Source organism: Candidatus Neomarinimicrobiota bacterium (assembly GCA_041154365.1).
Classification (GTDB): Bacteria; Fidelibacterota; Fidelibacteria; order Fidelibacterales; family Fidelibacteraceae; genus Fidelibacter; species Fidelibacter multiformis.
This window is the reverse complement of the sequence record AP035449.1, coordinates 2,668,932-2,687,245: the sequence shown is the minus strand read 5'-3', so window position 1 is coordinate 2,687,245 and position 18,314 is coordinate 2,668,932. Positions and strand designations below refer to the sequence as shown.

The window sequence follows — 18,314 nt, the reverse complement described above, 5'->3', positions numbered from 1 at the left end:
ATAAAACAAGGAGGTAAGAATGCGAAAAGTGTTAACACTAGTAGCTGTTCTTCTCTCGGCAACGCTTCTCATGGGACAAACATGGGAAATTGTCAGAGAACAATCCATTTCTTTTGATCCGGCAGATGTGTACTTTCACGATGCCCAAAATGGTGTTCTTGTGGGAGATGAAGGCGCGATTTACTCAACGACAGATGGTGCGAAAACACTCACACCTGTAATTGCAGCCGATCCGGCGGTTCCGGATCTGGTGGACGTTCACTTTGCAGATGCCAATAACGGTTATGCAGTAGGTGACGATGGCCTGATCCTGAAAACAACGGATGGCGGTAGTAACTGGATTGATGTGTCCGATACCAACGTGGTCGTTGACCTGGCCGGTGTCGCTGTGATTTCTGACCAGGTAGCCTATGTGGCCGGCGATGATTCAACATTGCTGAAGACAACCGATGGCGGTGCCAATTGGATCAGAAGCACCTTTAATTTTGCCAATGCAGATCTGGATGGCGGCATTGCTTTCTATGATGCTGATCATGGCGTGGTTCTTTCGGATGCCAATGGCGGAGATGCATGGTATACAACAGATGGCGGAGACACCTGGAATTACAGCCCGCTGGCGGGGTATTTTCCCGTGGGAACCACAAGTTCCCGTCTGTATGATATCGATGCTGCCGGGACAACCTTCGTGGTTGTCGGATATCACCGGACGACGTTTATCTCGACGGATAATGGTCAAACCTGGACATTAAGCGGTCCTTTTTCCTATGACTACGACCGGAATATCTCGGTGGATGCCATCGATGATAATACTTTCTATGTAGGAGGAAACGGCGGCTGGTTCCTGAAAACATCTGATGCCGGTGCCACCTGGGATACCCTTTATTTCAATACTGGAAATGATGCGGACCTTGTCCACTTTGTCAATGCTGATGAAGGATTTGTGTTCGGAAATTATGCCCAGTGGATGGCGACTTCAGATGGAGGTGCAACATTTGAACCCATCAATGAATGGCCGTCATCCTCATTTTGGGGACTTGCACTGCCCACAGATACCAAAGTGATTGTGACTGACTGGAGCGGTGGTGACATGACCGTTAGTGAAGATCTGGGATTCACCTGGTCATATCCCTCCAATGCAGTTACACAGACCGTTGTATCTATTTATGAAATAGAATTCGCCGATGAGAATACCGGTTTGCTTGCCGGGAGTGACGGGCTGGTTAAAAAAACCACCGATGGCGGACAGACCTTTACTTTTGTCGACAATCCCATGGCTCAGATGTCCAGAAAACATATCAATGCCCTGCGATATGTGGATGAAAATACCGTTCTGGCCGGTGGATCATCCGGGATTATTATGAAATCCACGGATGGTGGGGATACCTGGGTAGAAATCGGCAGTGAGGGAAGCAGCACCGTGTATGACTTCTGGCCGGTATCTCCCGACCTGACCCTTGCGTCTGTGGGAAGCGGTCAGATTCTCTATGCCGATGCTGACTTGGACACCTTTTACCTTGCCCGGGATTATGGGTCCATGTCCATGCGGTCTGTGGAATCCAGAAACGGTGTTCTGCTCATTGGTGCTTCTTCCGGTGAAATTTACCGGACAACGGATTTCAATGCCCTGGATTCTCTGGAAGCGGTGTATACAGATCCGGATGGAAACGATATCTATGACCTGGAATTTGTCACGGATGATCTGGTTTATGCCGTAGGACGTCGCGGCCGAATCTATAAATCCGAAGATGCCGGACTGACCTGGGTCCAGGATGTTTCCGGCGTGGAAGCTTCTGAACCCACACTACAGAAATGTGCCTATCGGAACAATGTCCTCTGGGCAGTGGGTCAGAACGGTGTAATCCTTAAACTGGACATGACACCGGAAGAACCTGTAACGGGTATTGTCATCAATGAAATTCTGGCGAATAATGTTGAAGCCGCCGACGAGAACTTCATTGAATTTTACAACACGAATGCCGAAGCCGTGGATATTGGAGGATTGTATCTCTCAACGGATTCCGAGTCTCCTCTGGAATGGCAGATTCCTGATACAGATCCGACAGCAACCACAATTCCCGGTGGAGGATACCTGGTAATGTGGGCCGATAACCTGCCGACGGAAGGCACGCTTCATGCCGGTGTTTTACTGGATGCTGCCGGCGGATATATCGGACTGGTTCAGAATCTGAATGATACACCTACGGTTGTAGATTCATATACCTATGAAGCCCAATCTCCGGATACGGCCGTTGGCCGTTATCCCGACGGGACAGATACATGGCAGGATATGCCGGCAACACCGGGTGCCGCCAACGAAGAGTTCCCACCTGTTTCTGTTGTGGATGGATTACCGAAGACATTCGCTGTTCATGCGAATTATCCCAATCCCTTCAACCCGGAGACAACTATCCGGTTTGATCTTCCGGAACGGATGAATGTCACGGTACACGTCTACAATATTCTGGGTGAACTGGTCAAAACACTTGTGAATAATACTCAGATGCCGGCAGGATATCACAGTATCCGCTGGAATGGCACAAACCAGATGGGTATGTCTGTAGCAAGCGGTATCTACCTCTATCATGTAGAGGCCGGTACACATCAGTCAACCCATCGAATGGTACTGCTTAAGTAAACACGTATAACCTTCTGAAAGGGGGAGATTTCCATCTCCCCCTTTTTATTGTTTATCTGTATAGGGGTCGTTATGGCGAAGCAATATAACAACCGTTTGAAGCAAACGATTCAGCTGACAATTCTGGGACTCATTGTTCTTTTCATGCTGATTCCGCTGTTCAAAAAGGATTTTGTCGTAGATTTTGAAGCCTATTGTCCTTTCGGTGGATTGATGACACTGGGTAGTAAGGCCTGGCTTGGGAGCCTGTCCTGTTCCATGAGTGCAACACAACTCTTTATGGGTGTGGCACTTGTGGTGGGTATCATCCTTTTCGGAAAACTTTTCTGCGGATATATCTGTCCGATTGGAACGGTGATTGAACATCTGCGGAAACTGGCTGCCAAAATCGGTTTGAAAACCATCACATTAAAAGGCTGGCTGGATCGGGCTCTGAGAGTTTTAAAATATCTGATACTCTATTTTACAGCTTACTATTCCATTACGTCCAGTGAACTCTTCTGTAAAAAGTTTGACCCGTATTATGGAGTGACTTCCGGATTTGATGTGGATACGGTCCTTTGGTGGTCATTAAGTGCTCTCTTTATTGTTCTGGTCGTTTCTGTATTTATACGCTACTTCTGGTGCAAGTATTTATGCCCTCTTTCAGCGGTTAGTAATATTGCGGCGAATGTTTTGGTTTCAGCTCCTATTCTTGTGGTATATCTCATACTCCGTTGGGTCGGTGTTGATTTGCATGTGGCCTGGCTTTTGGGCGCATTGGCACTCAGCGGTGCGGCAACGGAAATATTTCGTTATAAATTTTATGGTTTAACACCTTTCAGGATTAAAGTCAACGAGTCTCAGTGTACAAGCTGTGCACTTTGCGATCAAAAATGCCCCCAGGGTATTGAAGTCCATAAATATGAAACAGTAGACCATCCGGATTGTACCCTGTGCATGGATTGCGTAAAAACCTGTCCGACAAAGGGTGCTATTCATTTCTGGAAATGGAACAAGACCTGGATTCCTCCGGTCATCATTGCTGTGCTCTTTGTTTTGGCTCTTCTCTTTGCCAGCAATTATGAAATCGCCACCATCAGTGAACGCTGGGGAGATTATCAGAATGTGGAAAATGTTCAATCGGTTGAAATTAAAGATCTCCGGACTGTCAATTGTTTTGGGAGCGCTAGCAGTTTGAAGGCAAAACTGATGCGTAAACCCGGTATCATCGGCGTGGATGCCTATGCCAGTGAGCACAGGGTCATCATCTTTTATAATGGGGACGTTTTGAATGAAAGCGGTGTGATGAAAGCTGTCTTTTCACCCAGCAAATATAAAATCCGTTCTCCCGAAGCCACCATTGATCAGGTGGATATTCTTCAGGTTGGTGTTTATGAACTTTTTGATGGATATGATAATTACGACCTGTACCGAATGCTTGCAAAACACAAAGGTGTGTTTGCCTTTAAGACCGAATTTGGTGAACCTGTGATGGTGGATATCTACTTTGATCAGGACCTTGATCCGGTTGAAGCTCTTTTGAATACAATCAATGCCGGTGAATACACCATGGTGAAAGAAGGGAAAGAAGAGTTGGTCCAGGTGGAATTTGAAACCGCAGAAGGTGAGAAACTCCTTGATCCTATCTCTTTCAGGGATTTTGTTCAGGAATTCTTTCCGGCGGTGAACCAGACATTCAATGACTATGAGACATATGAAGCATCTGATTTGAAGGTTCTGGAAATCGGGTTACCGGAGGCTGACAACAGCTCTTATAAACGCCATCTGAGCTATTATGTGAGTCATTTATCGGGGAATGACGGCATTGTTCGTTTTGAAACCCTTTATACGGACAAGCCTATTGCCCATATTTACTTTGATCCGGCCCAGGTGGATTCTGCTGAAATCGTGAAAATGCTTACATCTCCGACCATGACTGTATACCTCCGGGATGGATCGACCCGGGATTTTGAGAATCCCTTTCATCCGAAAGAGCCCTTTAAAATCATTGCGGCACCTTAATAACAGAACATGACACAATTGGGTAAAAGCCTCCTTTAGGAGGCTTTTTTTATTTCGGGAATCTGTAAAAATTTTAAAAATTGGAAGAAAAACTCATTGACTCCCATTTTAAAAACCGTTAACATTATCCGCTTTTTGGCAAACGGAGGCGTAGTTCAACTGGTTAGAGCACCGGCCTGTCACGCCGGAAGTTGCGAGTTCGAGTCTCGTCGCCCCCGCACCCCCGAAGGATTGAAAGTATAGTGTCACAGATCTATTATGTGGATGAAAAATGGAAACGCCGGAAGTTGTCCCGACATGTCGGGAAGTCTCGTCGCCCCCGCACCCCCGAAGGATTGAAAGTATAGTGTCACAGATCTATTATGTGGATGAAAAATGGAAACGCCGGAAGTTGTCCCGACATGTCGGGAAGTCTCGTCGCCCCCGCACCCCCGAAGGATTAAGAATATAGCATCACAGATGTGTTATGTGGATGAAAAATGGAAACGCCGGAAGTTGTCCCGACATGTCGGGAAGTCTCGTCGCCCCTGAAAGAAGAAAAAGGACGCTGGAGAGTTTTTTTGATAATCACATAGACAGTTAGTGTTAAAAGTTTTAAAGCTTACGATGTGTAAAACATATTATACATACATTATTTATTCGGAGAGTGATGACAAATATTACGTTGGTTCCACCCATGATTTAAAATTAAGATTAAAACACCATAATGATGGATGGTCAAAATCAACAAAGCATGGTATCCCCTGGCAACTTGTTTATTCAGAAAAATATTCATCAAAGAGTGATGCGATAAGACGAGAATATCAAATAAAGAAGAAGAAGAGTCGGAAATATATTGAAAATCTTTTTAAGTAATTTGAAGATCACGCCGGAAGTTGTCCCGACGTGTCGGGAAGTCTCGTCGCCCCCGCACCCCCGAAGGATTGAAAGTATAGTGTCACAGATCTATTATGTGGATGAAAAATGGAAACGCCGGAAGTTGTCCCGACATGTCGGGAAGTCTCGTCGCCCCCGCACCCCCGAAGGATTAAGAATATAGTGTCACAGATCTATTATGTGGATGAAAAATGGAAACGCCGGAAGTTGTCCCGACATGTCGGGAAGTCTCGTCGCCCCCGCACCCCCGAAGGATTAAGAATATAGCATCACAGATGTGTTATGTGGATGAAAAATGGAAACGCCGGAAGTTGTCCCGACATGTCGGGAAGTCTCGTCGCCCCTGAAAGAAGAAAAAGGACGCTGGAGAGTTTTTTTGATAATCACATAGACAGTTAGTGTTAAAAGTTTTAAAGCTTACGATGTGTAAAACATATTATACATACATTATTTATTCGGAGAGTGATGACAAATATTACGTTGGTTCCACCCATGATTTAAAATTAAGATTAAAACACCATAATGATGGATGGTCAAAATCAACAAAGCATGGTATCCCCTGGCAACTTGTTTATTCAGAAAAATATTCATCAAAGAGTGATGCGATAAGACGAGAATATCAAATAAAGAAGAAGAAGAGTCGGAAATATATTGAAAATCTTTTTAAGTAATTTGAAGATCACGCCGGAAGTTGTCCCGACGTGTCGGGAAGTCTCGTCGCCCCCGCACCCCCGAAGGATTGAAAGTATAGTGTCACAGATCTATTATGTGGATGAAAAATGGAAACGCCGGAAGTTGTCCCGACATGTCGGGAAGTCTCGTCGCCCCCGCACCCCCGAAGGATTAAGAATATAGTGTCACAGATCTATTATGTGGATGAAAAATGGAAACGCCGGAAGTTGTCCCGACATGTCGGGAAGTCTCGTCGCCCCCGCACCCCCGAAGGATTAAGAATATAGCATCACAGATGTGTTATGTGGATGAAAAATGGAAACGCCGGAAGTTGTCCCGACATGTCGGGAAGTCTCGTCGCCCCTGAAAGAAGAAAAAGGACGCTGGAGAGTTTTTTTGATAATCACATAGACAGTTAGTGTTAAAAGTTTTAAAGCTTACGATGTGTAAAACATATTATACATACATTATTTATTCGGAGAGTGATGACAAATATTACGTTGGTTCCACCCATGATTTAAAATTAAGATTAAAACACCATAATGATGGATGGTCAAAATCAACAAAGCATGGTATCCCCTGGCAACTTGTTTATTCAGAAAAATATTCATCAAAGAGTGATGCGATAAGACGAGAATATCAAATAAAGAAGAAGAAGAGTCGGAAATATATTGAAAATCTTTTTAAGTAATTTGAAGATCACGCCGGAAGTTGTCCCGACGTGTCGGGAAGTCTCGTCGCCCCCGCACCCCCGAAGGATTGAAAGTATAGTGTCACAGATCTATTATGTGGATGAAAAATGGAAACGCCGGAAGTTGTCCCGACATGTCGGGAAGTCTCGTCGCCCCCGCACCCCCGAAGGATTAAGAATATAGTGTCACAGATCTATTATGTGGATGAAAAATGGAAACGCCGGAAGTTGTCCCGACATGTCGGGAAGTCTCGTCGCCCCCGCACCCCCGAAGGATTAAGAATATAGCATCACAGATGTGTTATGTGGATGAAAAATGGAAACGCCGGAAGTTGTCCCGACATGTCGGGAAGTCTCGTCGCCCCTGAAAGAAGAAAAAGGACGCTGGAGAGTTTTTTTGATAATCACATAGACAGTTAGTGTTAAAAGTTTTAAAGCTTACGATGTGTAAAACATATTATACATACATTATTTATTCGGAGAGTGATGACAAATATTACGTTGGTTCCACCCATGATTTAAAATTAAGATTAAAACACCATAATGATGGATGGTCAAAATCAACAAAGCATGGTATCCCCTGGCAACTTGTTTATTCAGAAAAATATTCATCAAAGAGTGATGCGATAAGACGAGAATATCAAATAAAGAAGAAGAAGAGTCGGAAATATATTGAAAATCTTTTTAAGTAATTTGAAGATCACGCCGGAAGTTGTCCCGACGTGTCGGGAAGTCTCGTCGCCCCCGCACCCCCGAAGGATTGAAAGTATAGTGTCACAGATCTATTATGTGGATGAAAAATGGAAACGCCGGAAGTTGTCCCGACATGTCGGGAAGTCTCGTCGCCCCCGCACCCCCGAAGGATTAAGAATATAGCATCACAGATCTATTATGTGGATGAAAAATGGAAACGCCGGAAGTTGTCCCGACATGTCGGGAAGTCTCGTCGCCCCCGGACTCCCGAATAAAAAGATTGAGATAAAAAAAGCCGGTATGATCATACCGGCTTTTATGCATGATTTAGATTCGGTTATTTAATAAGAACCATCTTTTTAACAGAGTGGAAATCTCCGGCCGTAATGGAATAGAAATAGGTACCGGACGGCAGGAATGACGCATCGAGTGTCAGCTCATAACTTCCGGCAGTTCTATATTCATTCAGCAGTGTCATGATTTCCTGACCGAGCATATTATACAGCGTCAATGTTACGTGGTTTGATTCAGGCAGGTGGAAACGGATTGAGGTACTGGGATTGAAGGGATTCGGGTAGTTCTGTTCCAGTGCATAGTTTGTTGGTACAAGATCTCCTATAAGTGCTGTTTCAACTTTGTACAAATAGACATTGTCCACATATACCGTATTGAGATCCCCGGACAGAATCAATTGGGCCAGATGTCCACGGGTTGTTAATCCTGTAAAATCACTGAAAGGAATATCAATACTCACCCACTGGTTACTGGCAAGTGCCGGTGTGGTAGACGCTGTGAGAACAATCTCGTGTTCCACATTATCTCCATTTTCTTCCCAGACTCCATTGGCGCCGAAATCAACCAGTTTGATCCGGAATTCAGCAGGTAAAGCTGTAGAATCCGGTGTCCAGATGTCCATGTGAAAATGGGTCATGGATGACGCATCCACGGTTGATGATGAAAATTCAATACCTGCAAAAGATAAGCCGGTATATAATTTTACATCATCTTCAGAAATTTGAACGTCACTGACCTGGGCATCATCCCATGTTGCAGACCAGGTGTCTACAGTCACATCCGTATAGGCATTGCTAAATAGAGAAATCACATCTGTAGCTGCACGATCCGGTGTAGGAGCAGGAATTTCCGGTTCGGGAATTTGGGCTTCACCGATGTAGAAATAGATGTTGTCTACATAGAATGTCCCAAAATCACCGGAGAGGATCATCTGGGAAAGATGGCCTTTTGTTGTCAAGCCGGCAAAGTAAGCCAGGGGGACATCAATACTGACCCATTCACCTGTTTTAAGGGCTGGTGTAGAGGCGTCGGTAAAACTCAGTTCGTGTTCCACATCATCTCCGCCACCATAAGCACCATCATTGCCAAAATCAACCAGCTTAACCTTAAATACTTTGTCTGCAACGGAATCAGGGATCCATAAATCCATATGGAAATGGCTCATGGATGTAGCATCTGCACTAAATTCAATGCCTGCAAATCCTGTTGATGTGTATTTTTTTACATCATCACCTGATATCTGAACATCTTCCACACTGGCCCAATCCCAATCCGTAGACCAACTGGAAACCGGGACATTTGTATAAACATTACTAAAAACTGAAACAACATCAGATTCGGGTTCTGTGGGGACAGGTGCCGGAACCAGGGGAGTGGCAACCTGGGGTTCTCTGTAAAAATAGACATTATCAATGTAGAGTGTACTTAGATCTCCCGAGAGAATCATCTGAGATACGTGAGCAGTGGTCACCAATCCGGTGAAATCAGTCATGGGAATATCAAAACTGACCCAGGTGCCTGTTTTAAGAGCAGGAGTGGTGGTACTGGAAAAGGTAAGTTCGTGTTCCACATCATCACCGCCGCCGCTCCAAACGCCGTCGGCACCAAAATCCACCAGCTTCAATTTAAAGACCTGTCCTCCATCAACCGGATCGGGGGTCCAGATATCGATATGAAAGTATTCCATTGCTGAGGCATCTATCGTAGGTGACGTAAATTCTATGCCCGCAAACGAAAGGTTGGTATACAATTTCGTCGTATCTCCTGCGATGATGACATCCTCAACATCGGCAACATCCCAGTCGGCAGACCATGTACCGACCGGTACATTGTGATAGACGTCAGCAAACAATGAAATAACATCTTTTTGTTCTTCGGTAGGTACCGGAGCTGCCACGACAGGCTCGGTTGGTTCTTCTGAGCCCGCCTGGGCATGAAAATAGACATTGTCCACCCAAATCGTACCCAGATCACCGGAGAGAATCATTTGGGACACGGCACTTTTTGTCACCAGTCCGGAGAAATCGCTTAATGGAATATCCAGACTTACCCATTGTTCTGAAGCAATGGCAGGTGTGCTGGCATTATCAAGGACCAATTCGTGTTCCACATCATCACCACCGCCATATGCCGCATCTGCACCAAAATCCACGAGTTTAATCTTGAAGACTTGTCCTCCAGCTGTCGCATCGGGTGTCCAGAGATCCATGTGGAAATGAGTCATCTGTGAAGCATCCGCCTGAAATTCGATTCCGGCAAAGGTTAATCCCCTGTACAATTTTGTGGCATTTCCATCAACGGTTGTATCCGTAAGGGATGCCACATCCCAATCTGCAGACCAGGTGGTGACCGGAATATCGGTATAGACATCACTGAAGAGTGAAATAACACTATCTGCCGGAGCCGTGGGAACCGGTGCTGCAACTGAGGGTCCCGGTGTAATTTCCGGACCACTGCCGTCATCATAGAAATAGATGTTATCCACCCACACGGTGTTTGGATCACCTGATATGATCATTTGCGCCAGATGGCTTTTTGATACCAATCCTGAGAATTCATTTAAAGATACATCCAGGGAAACCCAGGTTCCAGTTGCCAGGGCAGGAGATGTACTTGAACTGAAAGTGAGTTCATGTTCTACGTCATCACCTCCTCCATACGCACCATCAGCACCGAAATCCACCAGCTTGACCTTGAAAACCTGTCCTCCATCGACAGCATCCGGTGTCCAGATATCCATGTGAAAACGTTTCATGGATGATGCGTCAATGGTTGGTGATGTAAATTCGATACCTGCATACGAAAGGTTCGTATAGAGCTTGGTCGCATTGCCGGCCACGTTTGTGTCCGCCACATCTGCCACATCCCAATCTGCCGACCAGGTGCCGATGATTTCATTGGTGTATGCATCACTATACAGCGATACAACACTGTCGGCATGTACGGTCGGAGTCGGTGCTGCACCGGAAGGCGCGGTCTGTGCAAAGAGCATTCCGCTGAACAGAAGAATTCCGGCGAGCCCAATCCATCGTTTGACTTGCTTTTTCATTTCTCCTCCAACATGTTTTTGTTTATGGTTTTTGCTTGATTGTGTGTTCCTTTTATCAAGTCTCTTTTTCATTTATAAATCCTTCATGACTTTTTTGGGTGTGCGGTCTTCATAAAAAAGGCCCCAATGTTTTTCTGCATGTTTCGGTGAAGAATCCTCTCCTCCGCCTTTCCACGATTCATCGAATATTTCAAACCAGTATGTCATTACATCATTTTTTTCAGCCCATTTGCTCATGGCGTGATAAAAGATCTTCTGTTGTGCTTCATCTGGTGCTTCTCTGAATTGTGTCCCCTGTGCACCCACACCGGTGTCGTTTTTATCATAGTCTGTCGCCCATCCCGTTTCTGCGATGACAATCCTTTTACCAGGATGGATTTTTTTAAGTTGTTTATAGACGGAATCAATCCAGGAAATACTTTTTTCCAAAGTGATACCATTCCACAGGGGATGGATATGTGTGGATATAAAATCCAGTTCGCTGGCGATATTCTGACTGCTTTCCTCAAGCCAGAAAAGATAATCATCTGCCGTTGTAACAGGTTGTGGCACTGCCGGACGCACCATGCGGATGTATTTGAGCAGGTTCTCCTGTTTCATCCGGTGGTAAGACCAGTAAACCTGGGTTTCATTTCCAACGCTTACAGAACTCACGATCTCGGGATAGTTATTGGCCAGTTGAATCCCTTTTTTAATCTGTTTAAGATTGTCAAAAATTTTGGCAGGATCCCGGCTTTCATTCTCCAGCCAGATACCCAGCATCACTTTTATGGGAATGTGATGTTCATGGATGAGATCAAGGAGCTGTTCACTGTCACGATCAGAACCGTAAATCCGGATGTGATCCCAATAACGGGTTATGATATCCAGATCCTGCAGCATTTCTTTTTCCGATGGACCCACAACACCAGGTGCCTGGCCTTTCCGATAGAAGCCATAAGCTACAGCATGAGGAACGATTTCAACGGGCCGTTCTTTTTGTAAATGTCTTTCTTCAAGTGGGATCCTGACGGTTTGCAGGGAGTTTGCCGGAATTTTGATTTTTGCATATTCATTTTTGATTTGCAAATGATAGTCAATGGGTTCTTTTGTGGTATTCAATACCTGTACACTTAGCAGATTGTTGCTGTTAAGTGTTGCGCATGTGTATAAATCATCAGCACCCACCCCCTTAAGATGACGTTCTGTTCTTACGGCATAATCACCGGGCCTGATGGTTCTGCTGAATTGTGATAGGATGTAAAAGATAGGTGTGTAATAGATATTCTGGGTTTCCGTGTCGATCATAATCGGGGCACCACAATAATTTCCCACATGGTTAGGGCCGCCTTTTTTATCCAGCACGATATTCCAGTCGATCCATCCCGTGACCCAATGATCCAGGCTCACAATAATATTTCGGGCATACCGATGGACCGGGGTGTACATGGGATGATCTTCCGGGATTACCCCTTCCCAGCTTGCCGTATAAGCCCAGTCTGTTGCATTTTTATTCCACCAAAACGAATCGTTACTAAACCAGTTTTCCTCTTTATATCCTTCAGGATCCTGAATGCCGCCTGGAGCCTCTTTTCCCAAATCGTCAATACATCCTTCCGTATGGATGATATTATATTCTGGATACGCAAGATGTACTTTTTCAAGCACTTCCTCGGAAACCTTGTTAGTACTTTCATACCAGTGTATGGCGGCACCGTCCACAAACGGGGCACTTCTTTTATCTGAAAAGATTGTCTTCGCCCAGTGCTCCAAACCATCACGGTTCTGATCATACACAAAGAGCTTTATGTCATCCCAGCCGTTGTTTTTCAGGGCAGGACCAAGGTGGTTTTGAATAAACTGATTTTGGGATTCAGGAGAAAAGTGCATGCTTTCCCATTGCCCATTGTTGCCATGGGGCTCATTGACGGGGGTCAGTGCCCATATATCTACACCCTCATCCCTGTAAGCTTTGAGATATTTCACGAGGTATTCGGCATATGTTTGCACATATTCCTTTTTTAGGGATCCTCCGGTACCCTGCCAATTGTTTTCCGGAGAACCGGGGATGTACCAGTCTTCGATATCCTTCATCCAGGCCGGCGCCGTCCAGGCAGAAGCAACAATATGGATAGAGGGGTTTATCCTCAATGCTTCCCGAATCATGGGAAGCAGGTCATAGGTCTCATCCTTTATTCCAGGATAATCTTTCTTGTTGAAACCTTTTGTATCCATTTCGATACTAAAAGAGCGTAATTCTTTGTCATCCCAAAGGTCCGCGTAAGAATATTTCCCTTCTACTGTAAAATCACAGGCTCCGATGTGTGTTCTGGCCAAAGAAAAATGGGCTCCCTTATCACCAAAGATTCTATGCATGACTTCTTCTCTTTTTTCTGAATCCAGGTGAGCCAGAACAAATGCAGATGATTCTGTAAAAGATGAACCAATCCCCTCTATGTGTTGTTTGAGTTCATCAGGCTTGATTTTCAAAACGGTTCCCTTGGCCTGCCCATAGACAAAATTGACATTGTCTTTCACAGCAAGACGGTCTCCGGATTCTGAGGTAAGCAATATTTCTGAACTTTGGAGTTCGGAATGATCCGCTTTGCAGGAAAACATCAACACCGGAAGGATCAGAAGCGTAATTTGAATGATATTTTTATGTGTTGGTTTTATCATCATTTTTGCACCTTTACATGGTCAGATATTTTTCATCAATACCAATCTGGCCCCAGGCCCTTAACTGTCGGGCCCATCCCCCCAGATTGTGAATGGATACGGGGATAACCTTCATGATATTGAGCTCATCAATATCTTTGTTCAGATACAGTTTGTCTACTGCAAGCTTTAACGCCTGACTTCCCATCTGGAATGTGGCTTGTCCCACAGCTGCTGTCAGTATATTGTTTTCTATATATGGAAAGGATGCAGGGAAGGCATCAATGCTGACAAAGGTTAACCCTGACATGGTTTGGTTTTCCATAAGCGTGTGGCGATCAAACAACCAGGATCCCAGTGTAATCACTCCGGATATGTCGGGATGGGATTCCAGGGCTTTATGTAAAGCTCTTACTGCCGATTCAGGTGTTTCATTGTGTTCTATAATATCAGCGATCTCTAACCCGGGATACATATTCAGAGCATTCTGGATGCCCGCCAGCTGCAAGGTGTGTTTATAGGCTTTTTTGTTCCCTGAGAGGATTGCAATCTGCCCGGAATCCACCCAGGGGGCCATGAGCCCCACAAGTTTTTCACCAAGGCTATAGTGATCTGGCCCCACATAGGCTATCCGTTTTGATGAGGGGGCGTCACTATCGTACGTAATAACGGGTACGCCGGCTTCAATGGCCTGATGAATACTTTTATTAAGTGCTGCAGAATCAGAACATGAGAGAATAATAGCGTCGATATGGTTGGACAGAGCCTCTTGAATGAATACTTGTTGTCTTTCCGGACTCTCTTTTTCAGGTGCTTTGTAATCAAGGATAATTTTTAATTTTGAGTACTTTCGGGTAATCTTTTCAATTTCATTTTCAGCACCCAGAAAGGCTTTTTGTGAGACAGGATCATGAAGTGCCGTGCCAATCATGCAGATGTGAATAGACTGTTGTGAAAGTTTTTCACCGCTGCTGTCTTTTCCGTTTATCCCGCATTGGGTCAGGAATAAACTTGCAATCAAGGTTATCACAAGGATTTTTATATGATTTTTTTTCATGGTGATCTCCTATTGGGCAGGTTTCATTTCAACGGTCTCAAGGGCGGCACGTTTTACCTGAAGTAGTTTGCGAATTTCGTAAGACCGGTCTTCCGTAATTTTGTACATTTTAACAGATAGAATGGCGATTGCAGCACAAGCCGCCGGAACCAAAATATCAATGACACGCATTTGGAAAAAAGTACTGGATGATTGAGCACCCCCCAGATCAACAAGGTACCCTGTTTTATTTAAAAGAAAACCGGATAACGCGAAGGCCAGAGACATCCCGAGCTTTACAGTCCACCAGTAAATTGAGCTATACATACCTTCACGACGCTTACCGGTCTTAAGCTCATCCAGGTCACAGACATCCGCCATCATGGATCCCATAAGGGTAAATAATCCTCCCATACCGATTGCAATGAGAGGGGCAGGTAAGAGTACTTTCCAGGGGGCCATGGGATCATAGCTGAACCATTTTAAAAGACTTCCGATCATTGTGGAAGATGCTGCCAGCATAAAGGTTTTTCGTTTACCGATTTTTGTAGAGAGCCATGTTAGAAAAAGAATAGCAGTAAATGTGGAAATTGTGTTTATGGTGCCAAAGAGTCCGATATAACGTGCTCCCAGGTCATTATCGCCGCCACTGACATAAAATATGATAATATATGAGCTGAAAGCTCCGACGAGCATCATCCCATTGAACATAAAAAAGGTCCCGACAGCCAGTTTTAGAAATTCTCTGTTTTTCAATGTAGTTCCCAGGCCGGAGAAAAAGACCATTATATTGTGCCAGATACCTTTTAAAGCAATATCTGTCTTGCCTTTTCCATCTTTTTGAATATATCGTTCCCGGGTAAAGATTGCCGGCATAACGCCCAGGACAATCACCAAAATACCGATCATGATTGCCAGCGTTCTTGCACCCTGCACAGAGTTTGAAAAGATCCGGTCATTTTCCATAAAGGCGTAAAACCAGGGCAATATAATCCAGGCGATTTGTCCCATAAAATTTGTCACACCCTGTACACGGGTCCGTTCATGATAATCTTCTGTGAGTTCATACCCCAGAGCAACCCAGGGTGTGGCATAAATGGTATAAAACAGATAGAAGATGATAGAGCCGGTAAGAAATATACCGAAATAAAACAATTCACTTCTTCCGGGAGGTAATTGCCACATCAAAGCGAAGATGAGTCCTACACCGATGGCACCCACAAAAATAAAGGGTCGCCTTCGACCATATTTGGAACGGGAGTTATCAGAAATATATCCCATAATAGGATCTGTAAAAGCATCAGTAAGCCTTGGAATGGCCTGGAGGGTTCCAACCAATGCCGGATTCATGCCGAGGCCGACATTCAAAACAATAGACATGTAACCAATGGCTGATCCCAAAAGGTTGTTAACGATAGATCCAAGGCCGTAAGCAAATTTTTGTCCGAAAGAGACTCTGTCTTTTTCAGCCGTTTGATGATGTTGATGTGCATTCATGTGTTAATGTCCTATGAGTATAAATGTCCATTAATTATTGTTTTGCCCGGTAAACCCGCACATAATCTACCCGCATAGTTTGGGGAAAGAGAGTATCCTGATTTGGAGATCCCACATAATTTCCACCTACCGCCACATTTAAAATGATATAAAAGGGATGATCATAAACCCACTCTCCGGGCAGGTCGTCAGGAGTAATTGTCTGAAAGAGGATACCATCGACAAACCATTTTAAATAATCCACTCCCCATTCAAGCGTGAAGGTGTGAAAGCCTGTGTCGAAACGGTCCTTAACCAGTTCATATTCCGAGCCTATGCCGTTGCTCCCGGAATAACCGGGGCCATGGACTGTCCCCGATATTTTGGTGACTTCCTGTCCACGGTATTCCATCATATCGATTTCACCACAGGCAGGCCATCCGACAGTATTGAAATCATTGCCCAGCATCCAGAAAGCCGGCCAGATTCCCTGACCCCAGGGCAAGAGGATGCTTGCTTCAATTTTTCCGTATGTTGTTTCAAATTTTCCCCGAGTCAAAATGCGTGCTGAGGTATAGTTCTGGCCTTCATAGGATTCCTTTCGTGCGGTGATGGCCAGGTTTCCTTCTCCATCAAGTGATGCATTTTCCGGGCGGTCCGTATCATACTCCAACTGAGCATTACCCCAATCGGTACCTATATCATAGACCCATTTATTTGCATCCGGCTTTTGACCGGCAGGTCCTTCAAATTCATCCTGCCAGATCAGCTCCCATTCCGATTCTTCAGAACCTCCCAGATCACAGGATGCTATAGATACTCCGGTGATGATAAAAAACAGCAGAAGGATGATCTGTTGAATTGTTTTATTCACGAGCGTTTCCTGCCTATTTATGAAATAATATATTGTCAATGTACACGATGTTGGGATTCCCTGATATAATCAGTTGGGCGATATGGTTTTTCCCGGTCATACCGGTAAATTGGCTTAAAGGAATATCAAAACGCACCCAGCTTTCTGTTGCAAGAGCCGGATTGGTACCTGCGCTAAATGTCAATTCATGTTCAGAATCATCACCACCGCCAAATACACCATCTGCCCCGAAATCCACCAATTTAATTTTAAACAGTGCCGGGGGTGAGGTAGAATTGGGTGTCCACATATCCAGGTGAAAATGAGTCATATCGGATGCATCTATGGGTGAACTTGTAAACTCAATCCCGGCAAATTGGAGGTTATAATATTTTTTCAGAGTGTCACTGCCGATTGTATAATCTTCCACATTGGCAGCATCCCATTCGGCAGACCAGGTGTCAATGCTTACATTGGGATACTCATCACAAAAGAGCGAGATTACATCTTCCGAAGCAAAAGTGGGTGTTGGTGCAGACGTTTCAGGGGCAGGCGGGGGTGTCTTGGATATAATTGTTACGGAGCCTTCCGCATCGACAGATCCAAGTTTTGCAGACAAAACCGCTGTTCCAGGGCCGACCAGTCTGATAATGCCCTCCTCGTCAACAGAAACAATGGTATCGTTTGACGAGATAAATGTCAGGTAGTGAGAACTCATATTCACTGTTACATCATTTCCGGCGACATTCATTGTGACCCGAGTGCCGCTGAAGTGTGTCAGGCTGTCGCCGACCTCTCCGGTAATCGTTTGATTGTTGATGACCGGCCGGGGATGGGCAATCGTACCCAGGTGTTCAAAACGGACTTCATCCACCCAAATTTTGTACCCATGGCCATTCACATGAGAGGCGGCCAGATGGAACATCCCGCCTTCCCGCGTGAGTTTTGATGCCAAAGGAATGGGCAGAATCACTTTTTTCCAGAGGGTATTTACCGTGACGTCAGGCATTTCGACAGTGTATTTTGATGTCCCGGAATTATCATTCCCGAAACCGAAGACCCCCACCTCTGCCGGCATACTTGCTTTGGTCCAGAATGTCAGGGCGTCATATTGTGTAAGATCGCGGCCAACGGGATGAACGAGGGCACCACCGGCAAACCATCCACTGGGATCGTTGGCATCGGGCACAATAAAACTCATGGAACGGTCTCCGTCATAGTATTCAATAGCATCCATTTCAAGTGCATCATATTTTGAGTTAAGAAAGGCCTGATATTGAATACCCTCTCCAAATTCATCCATGAATACTTCGGGATCATCCGGGAAGGGTGCCGGATCAAGGCCTGTAATATCCCGTTCACAACTGCTCAAGCTCAAAATGATCATTATTACCATTA

General features: G+C 45.0%; 12 protein-coding genes and 1 tRNA gene. 7 read left to right on the top strand and 6 right to left on the bottom strand.

Annotated elements, in window-relative coordinates; all coding sequences use genetic code 11:
• The first annotated feature begins 19 nt into the window (after positions 1-19).
• From strainIA91_RS11340 to strainIA91_RS11310, 7 genes are all read left to right on the top strand, one after another.
• Positions 20-2,635, top strand: a complete 2,616-nt coding sequence (locus strainIA91_RS11340) for a YCF48-related protein (protein WP_400166886.1) — start codon at positions 20-22, stop codon at positions 2,633-2,635.
• A gap of 72 nt (positions 2,636-2,707) precedes the next feature.
• A complete protein-coding gene (locus strainIA91_RS11335; protein ID WP_400166883.1) occupies positions 2,708-4,639 on the top strand; it encodes a 4Fe-4S binding protein in 1,932 nt (643 codons plus the stop codon).
• A gap of 144 nt (positions 4,640-4,783) precedes the next feature.
• A tRNA-Asp gene (locus strainIA91_RS11330) sits at positions 4,784-4,857 on the top strand.
• A 388-nt stretch (positions 4,858-5,245) separates the two neighbouring features.
• Positions 5,246-5,494, top strand: a complete 249-nt coding sequence (locus strainIA91_RS11325) for a GIY-YIG nuclease family protein (protein WP_400166882.1) — start codon at positions 5,246-5,248, stop codon at positions 5,492-5,494.
• 443 nt (positions 5,495-5,937) lie between these two features.
• Positions 5,938-6,186 carry a GIY-YIG nuclease family protein gene (locus strainIA91_RS11320; RefSeq protein ID WP_400166882.1) on the top strand — a complete coding sequence of 83 codons (249 nt, stop codon included), beginning with the start codon at positions 5,938-5,940 and terminating at the stop codon, positions 6,184-6,186.
• Positions 6,187-6,629: 443 nt separating this feature from the next.
• Positions 6,630-6,878, top strand: coding sequence for a GIY-YIG nuclease family protein (locus strainIA91_RS11315; RefSeq protein ID WP_400166882.1), 249 nt, complete (start codon positions 6,630-6,632; stop codon positions 6,876-6,878).
• A gap of 443 nt (positions 6,879-7,321) precedes the next feature.
• Positions 7,322-7,570, top strand: coding sequence for a GIY-YIG nuclease family protein (locus strainIA91_RS11310; protein ID WP_400166882.1), 249 nt, complete (start codon positions 7,322-7,324; stop codon positions 7,568-7,570).
• A gap of 338 nt (positions 7,571-7,908) precedes the next feature.
• Here the strand turns inward: strainIA91_RS11310 and strainIA91_RS11305 are convergent, their stop codons facing one another.
• The 6 genes from strainIA91_RS11305 to strainIA91_RS11280 form a co-directional block, all read right to left on the bottom strand.
• Complete coding sequence (locus strainIA91_RS11305; RefSeq protein WP_400166881.1) at positions 7,909-10,914, bottom strand: T9SS type A sorting domain-containing protein; 3,006 nt, start codon at positions 10,912-10,914, stop codon at positions 7,909-7,911.
• A gap of 72 nt (positions 10,915-10,986) precedes the next feature.
• Complete coding sequence (locus strainIA91_RS11300) at positions 10,987-13,575, bottom strand: glycosyl hydrolase family 17 protein (RefSeq protein ID WP_400166880.1); 2,589 nt, start codon at positions 13,573-13,575, stop codon at positions 10,987-10,989.
• Between the two features lie 10 nt (positions 13,576-13,585).
• Positions 13,586-14,608, bottom strand: coding sequence for a substrate-binding domain-containing protein (locus tag strainIA91_RS11295; RefSeq protein WP_400166879.1), 1,023 nt, complete (start codon positions 14,606-14,608; stop codon positions 13,586-13,588).
• A 9-nt stretch (positions 14,609-14,617) separates the two neighbouring features.
• Positions 14,618-16,084, bottom strand: coding sequence for an MFS transporter (locus tag strainIA91_RS11290; RefSeq protein ID WP_400166878.1), 1,467 nt, complete (start codon positions 16,082-16,084; stop codon positions 14,618-14,620).
• 34 nt (positions 16,085-16,118) lie between these two features.
• The gene (locus strainIA91_RS11285) at positions 16,119-16,937 is read right to left on the bottom strand and encodes a family 16 glycosylhydrolase (RefSeq protein WP_400166877.1); all 819 of its coding nucleotides are present in this window, start codon (positions 16,935-16,937) and stop codon (positions 16,119-16,121) included.
• A gap of 13 nt (positions 16,938-16,950) precedes the next feature.
• Positions 16,951-18,303: a glycosyl hydrolase family 16 gene (locus strainIA91_RS11280; protein WP_400166876.1), complete on the bottom strand. Its 1,353-nt coding sequence runs from the start codon at positions 18,301-18,303 to the stop codon at positions 16,951-16,953.
• Positions 18,304-18,314: the final 11 nt, after the last annotated feature.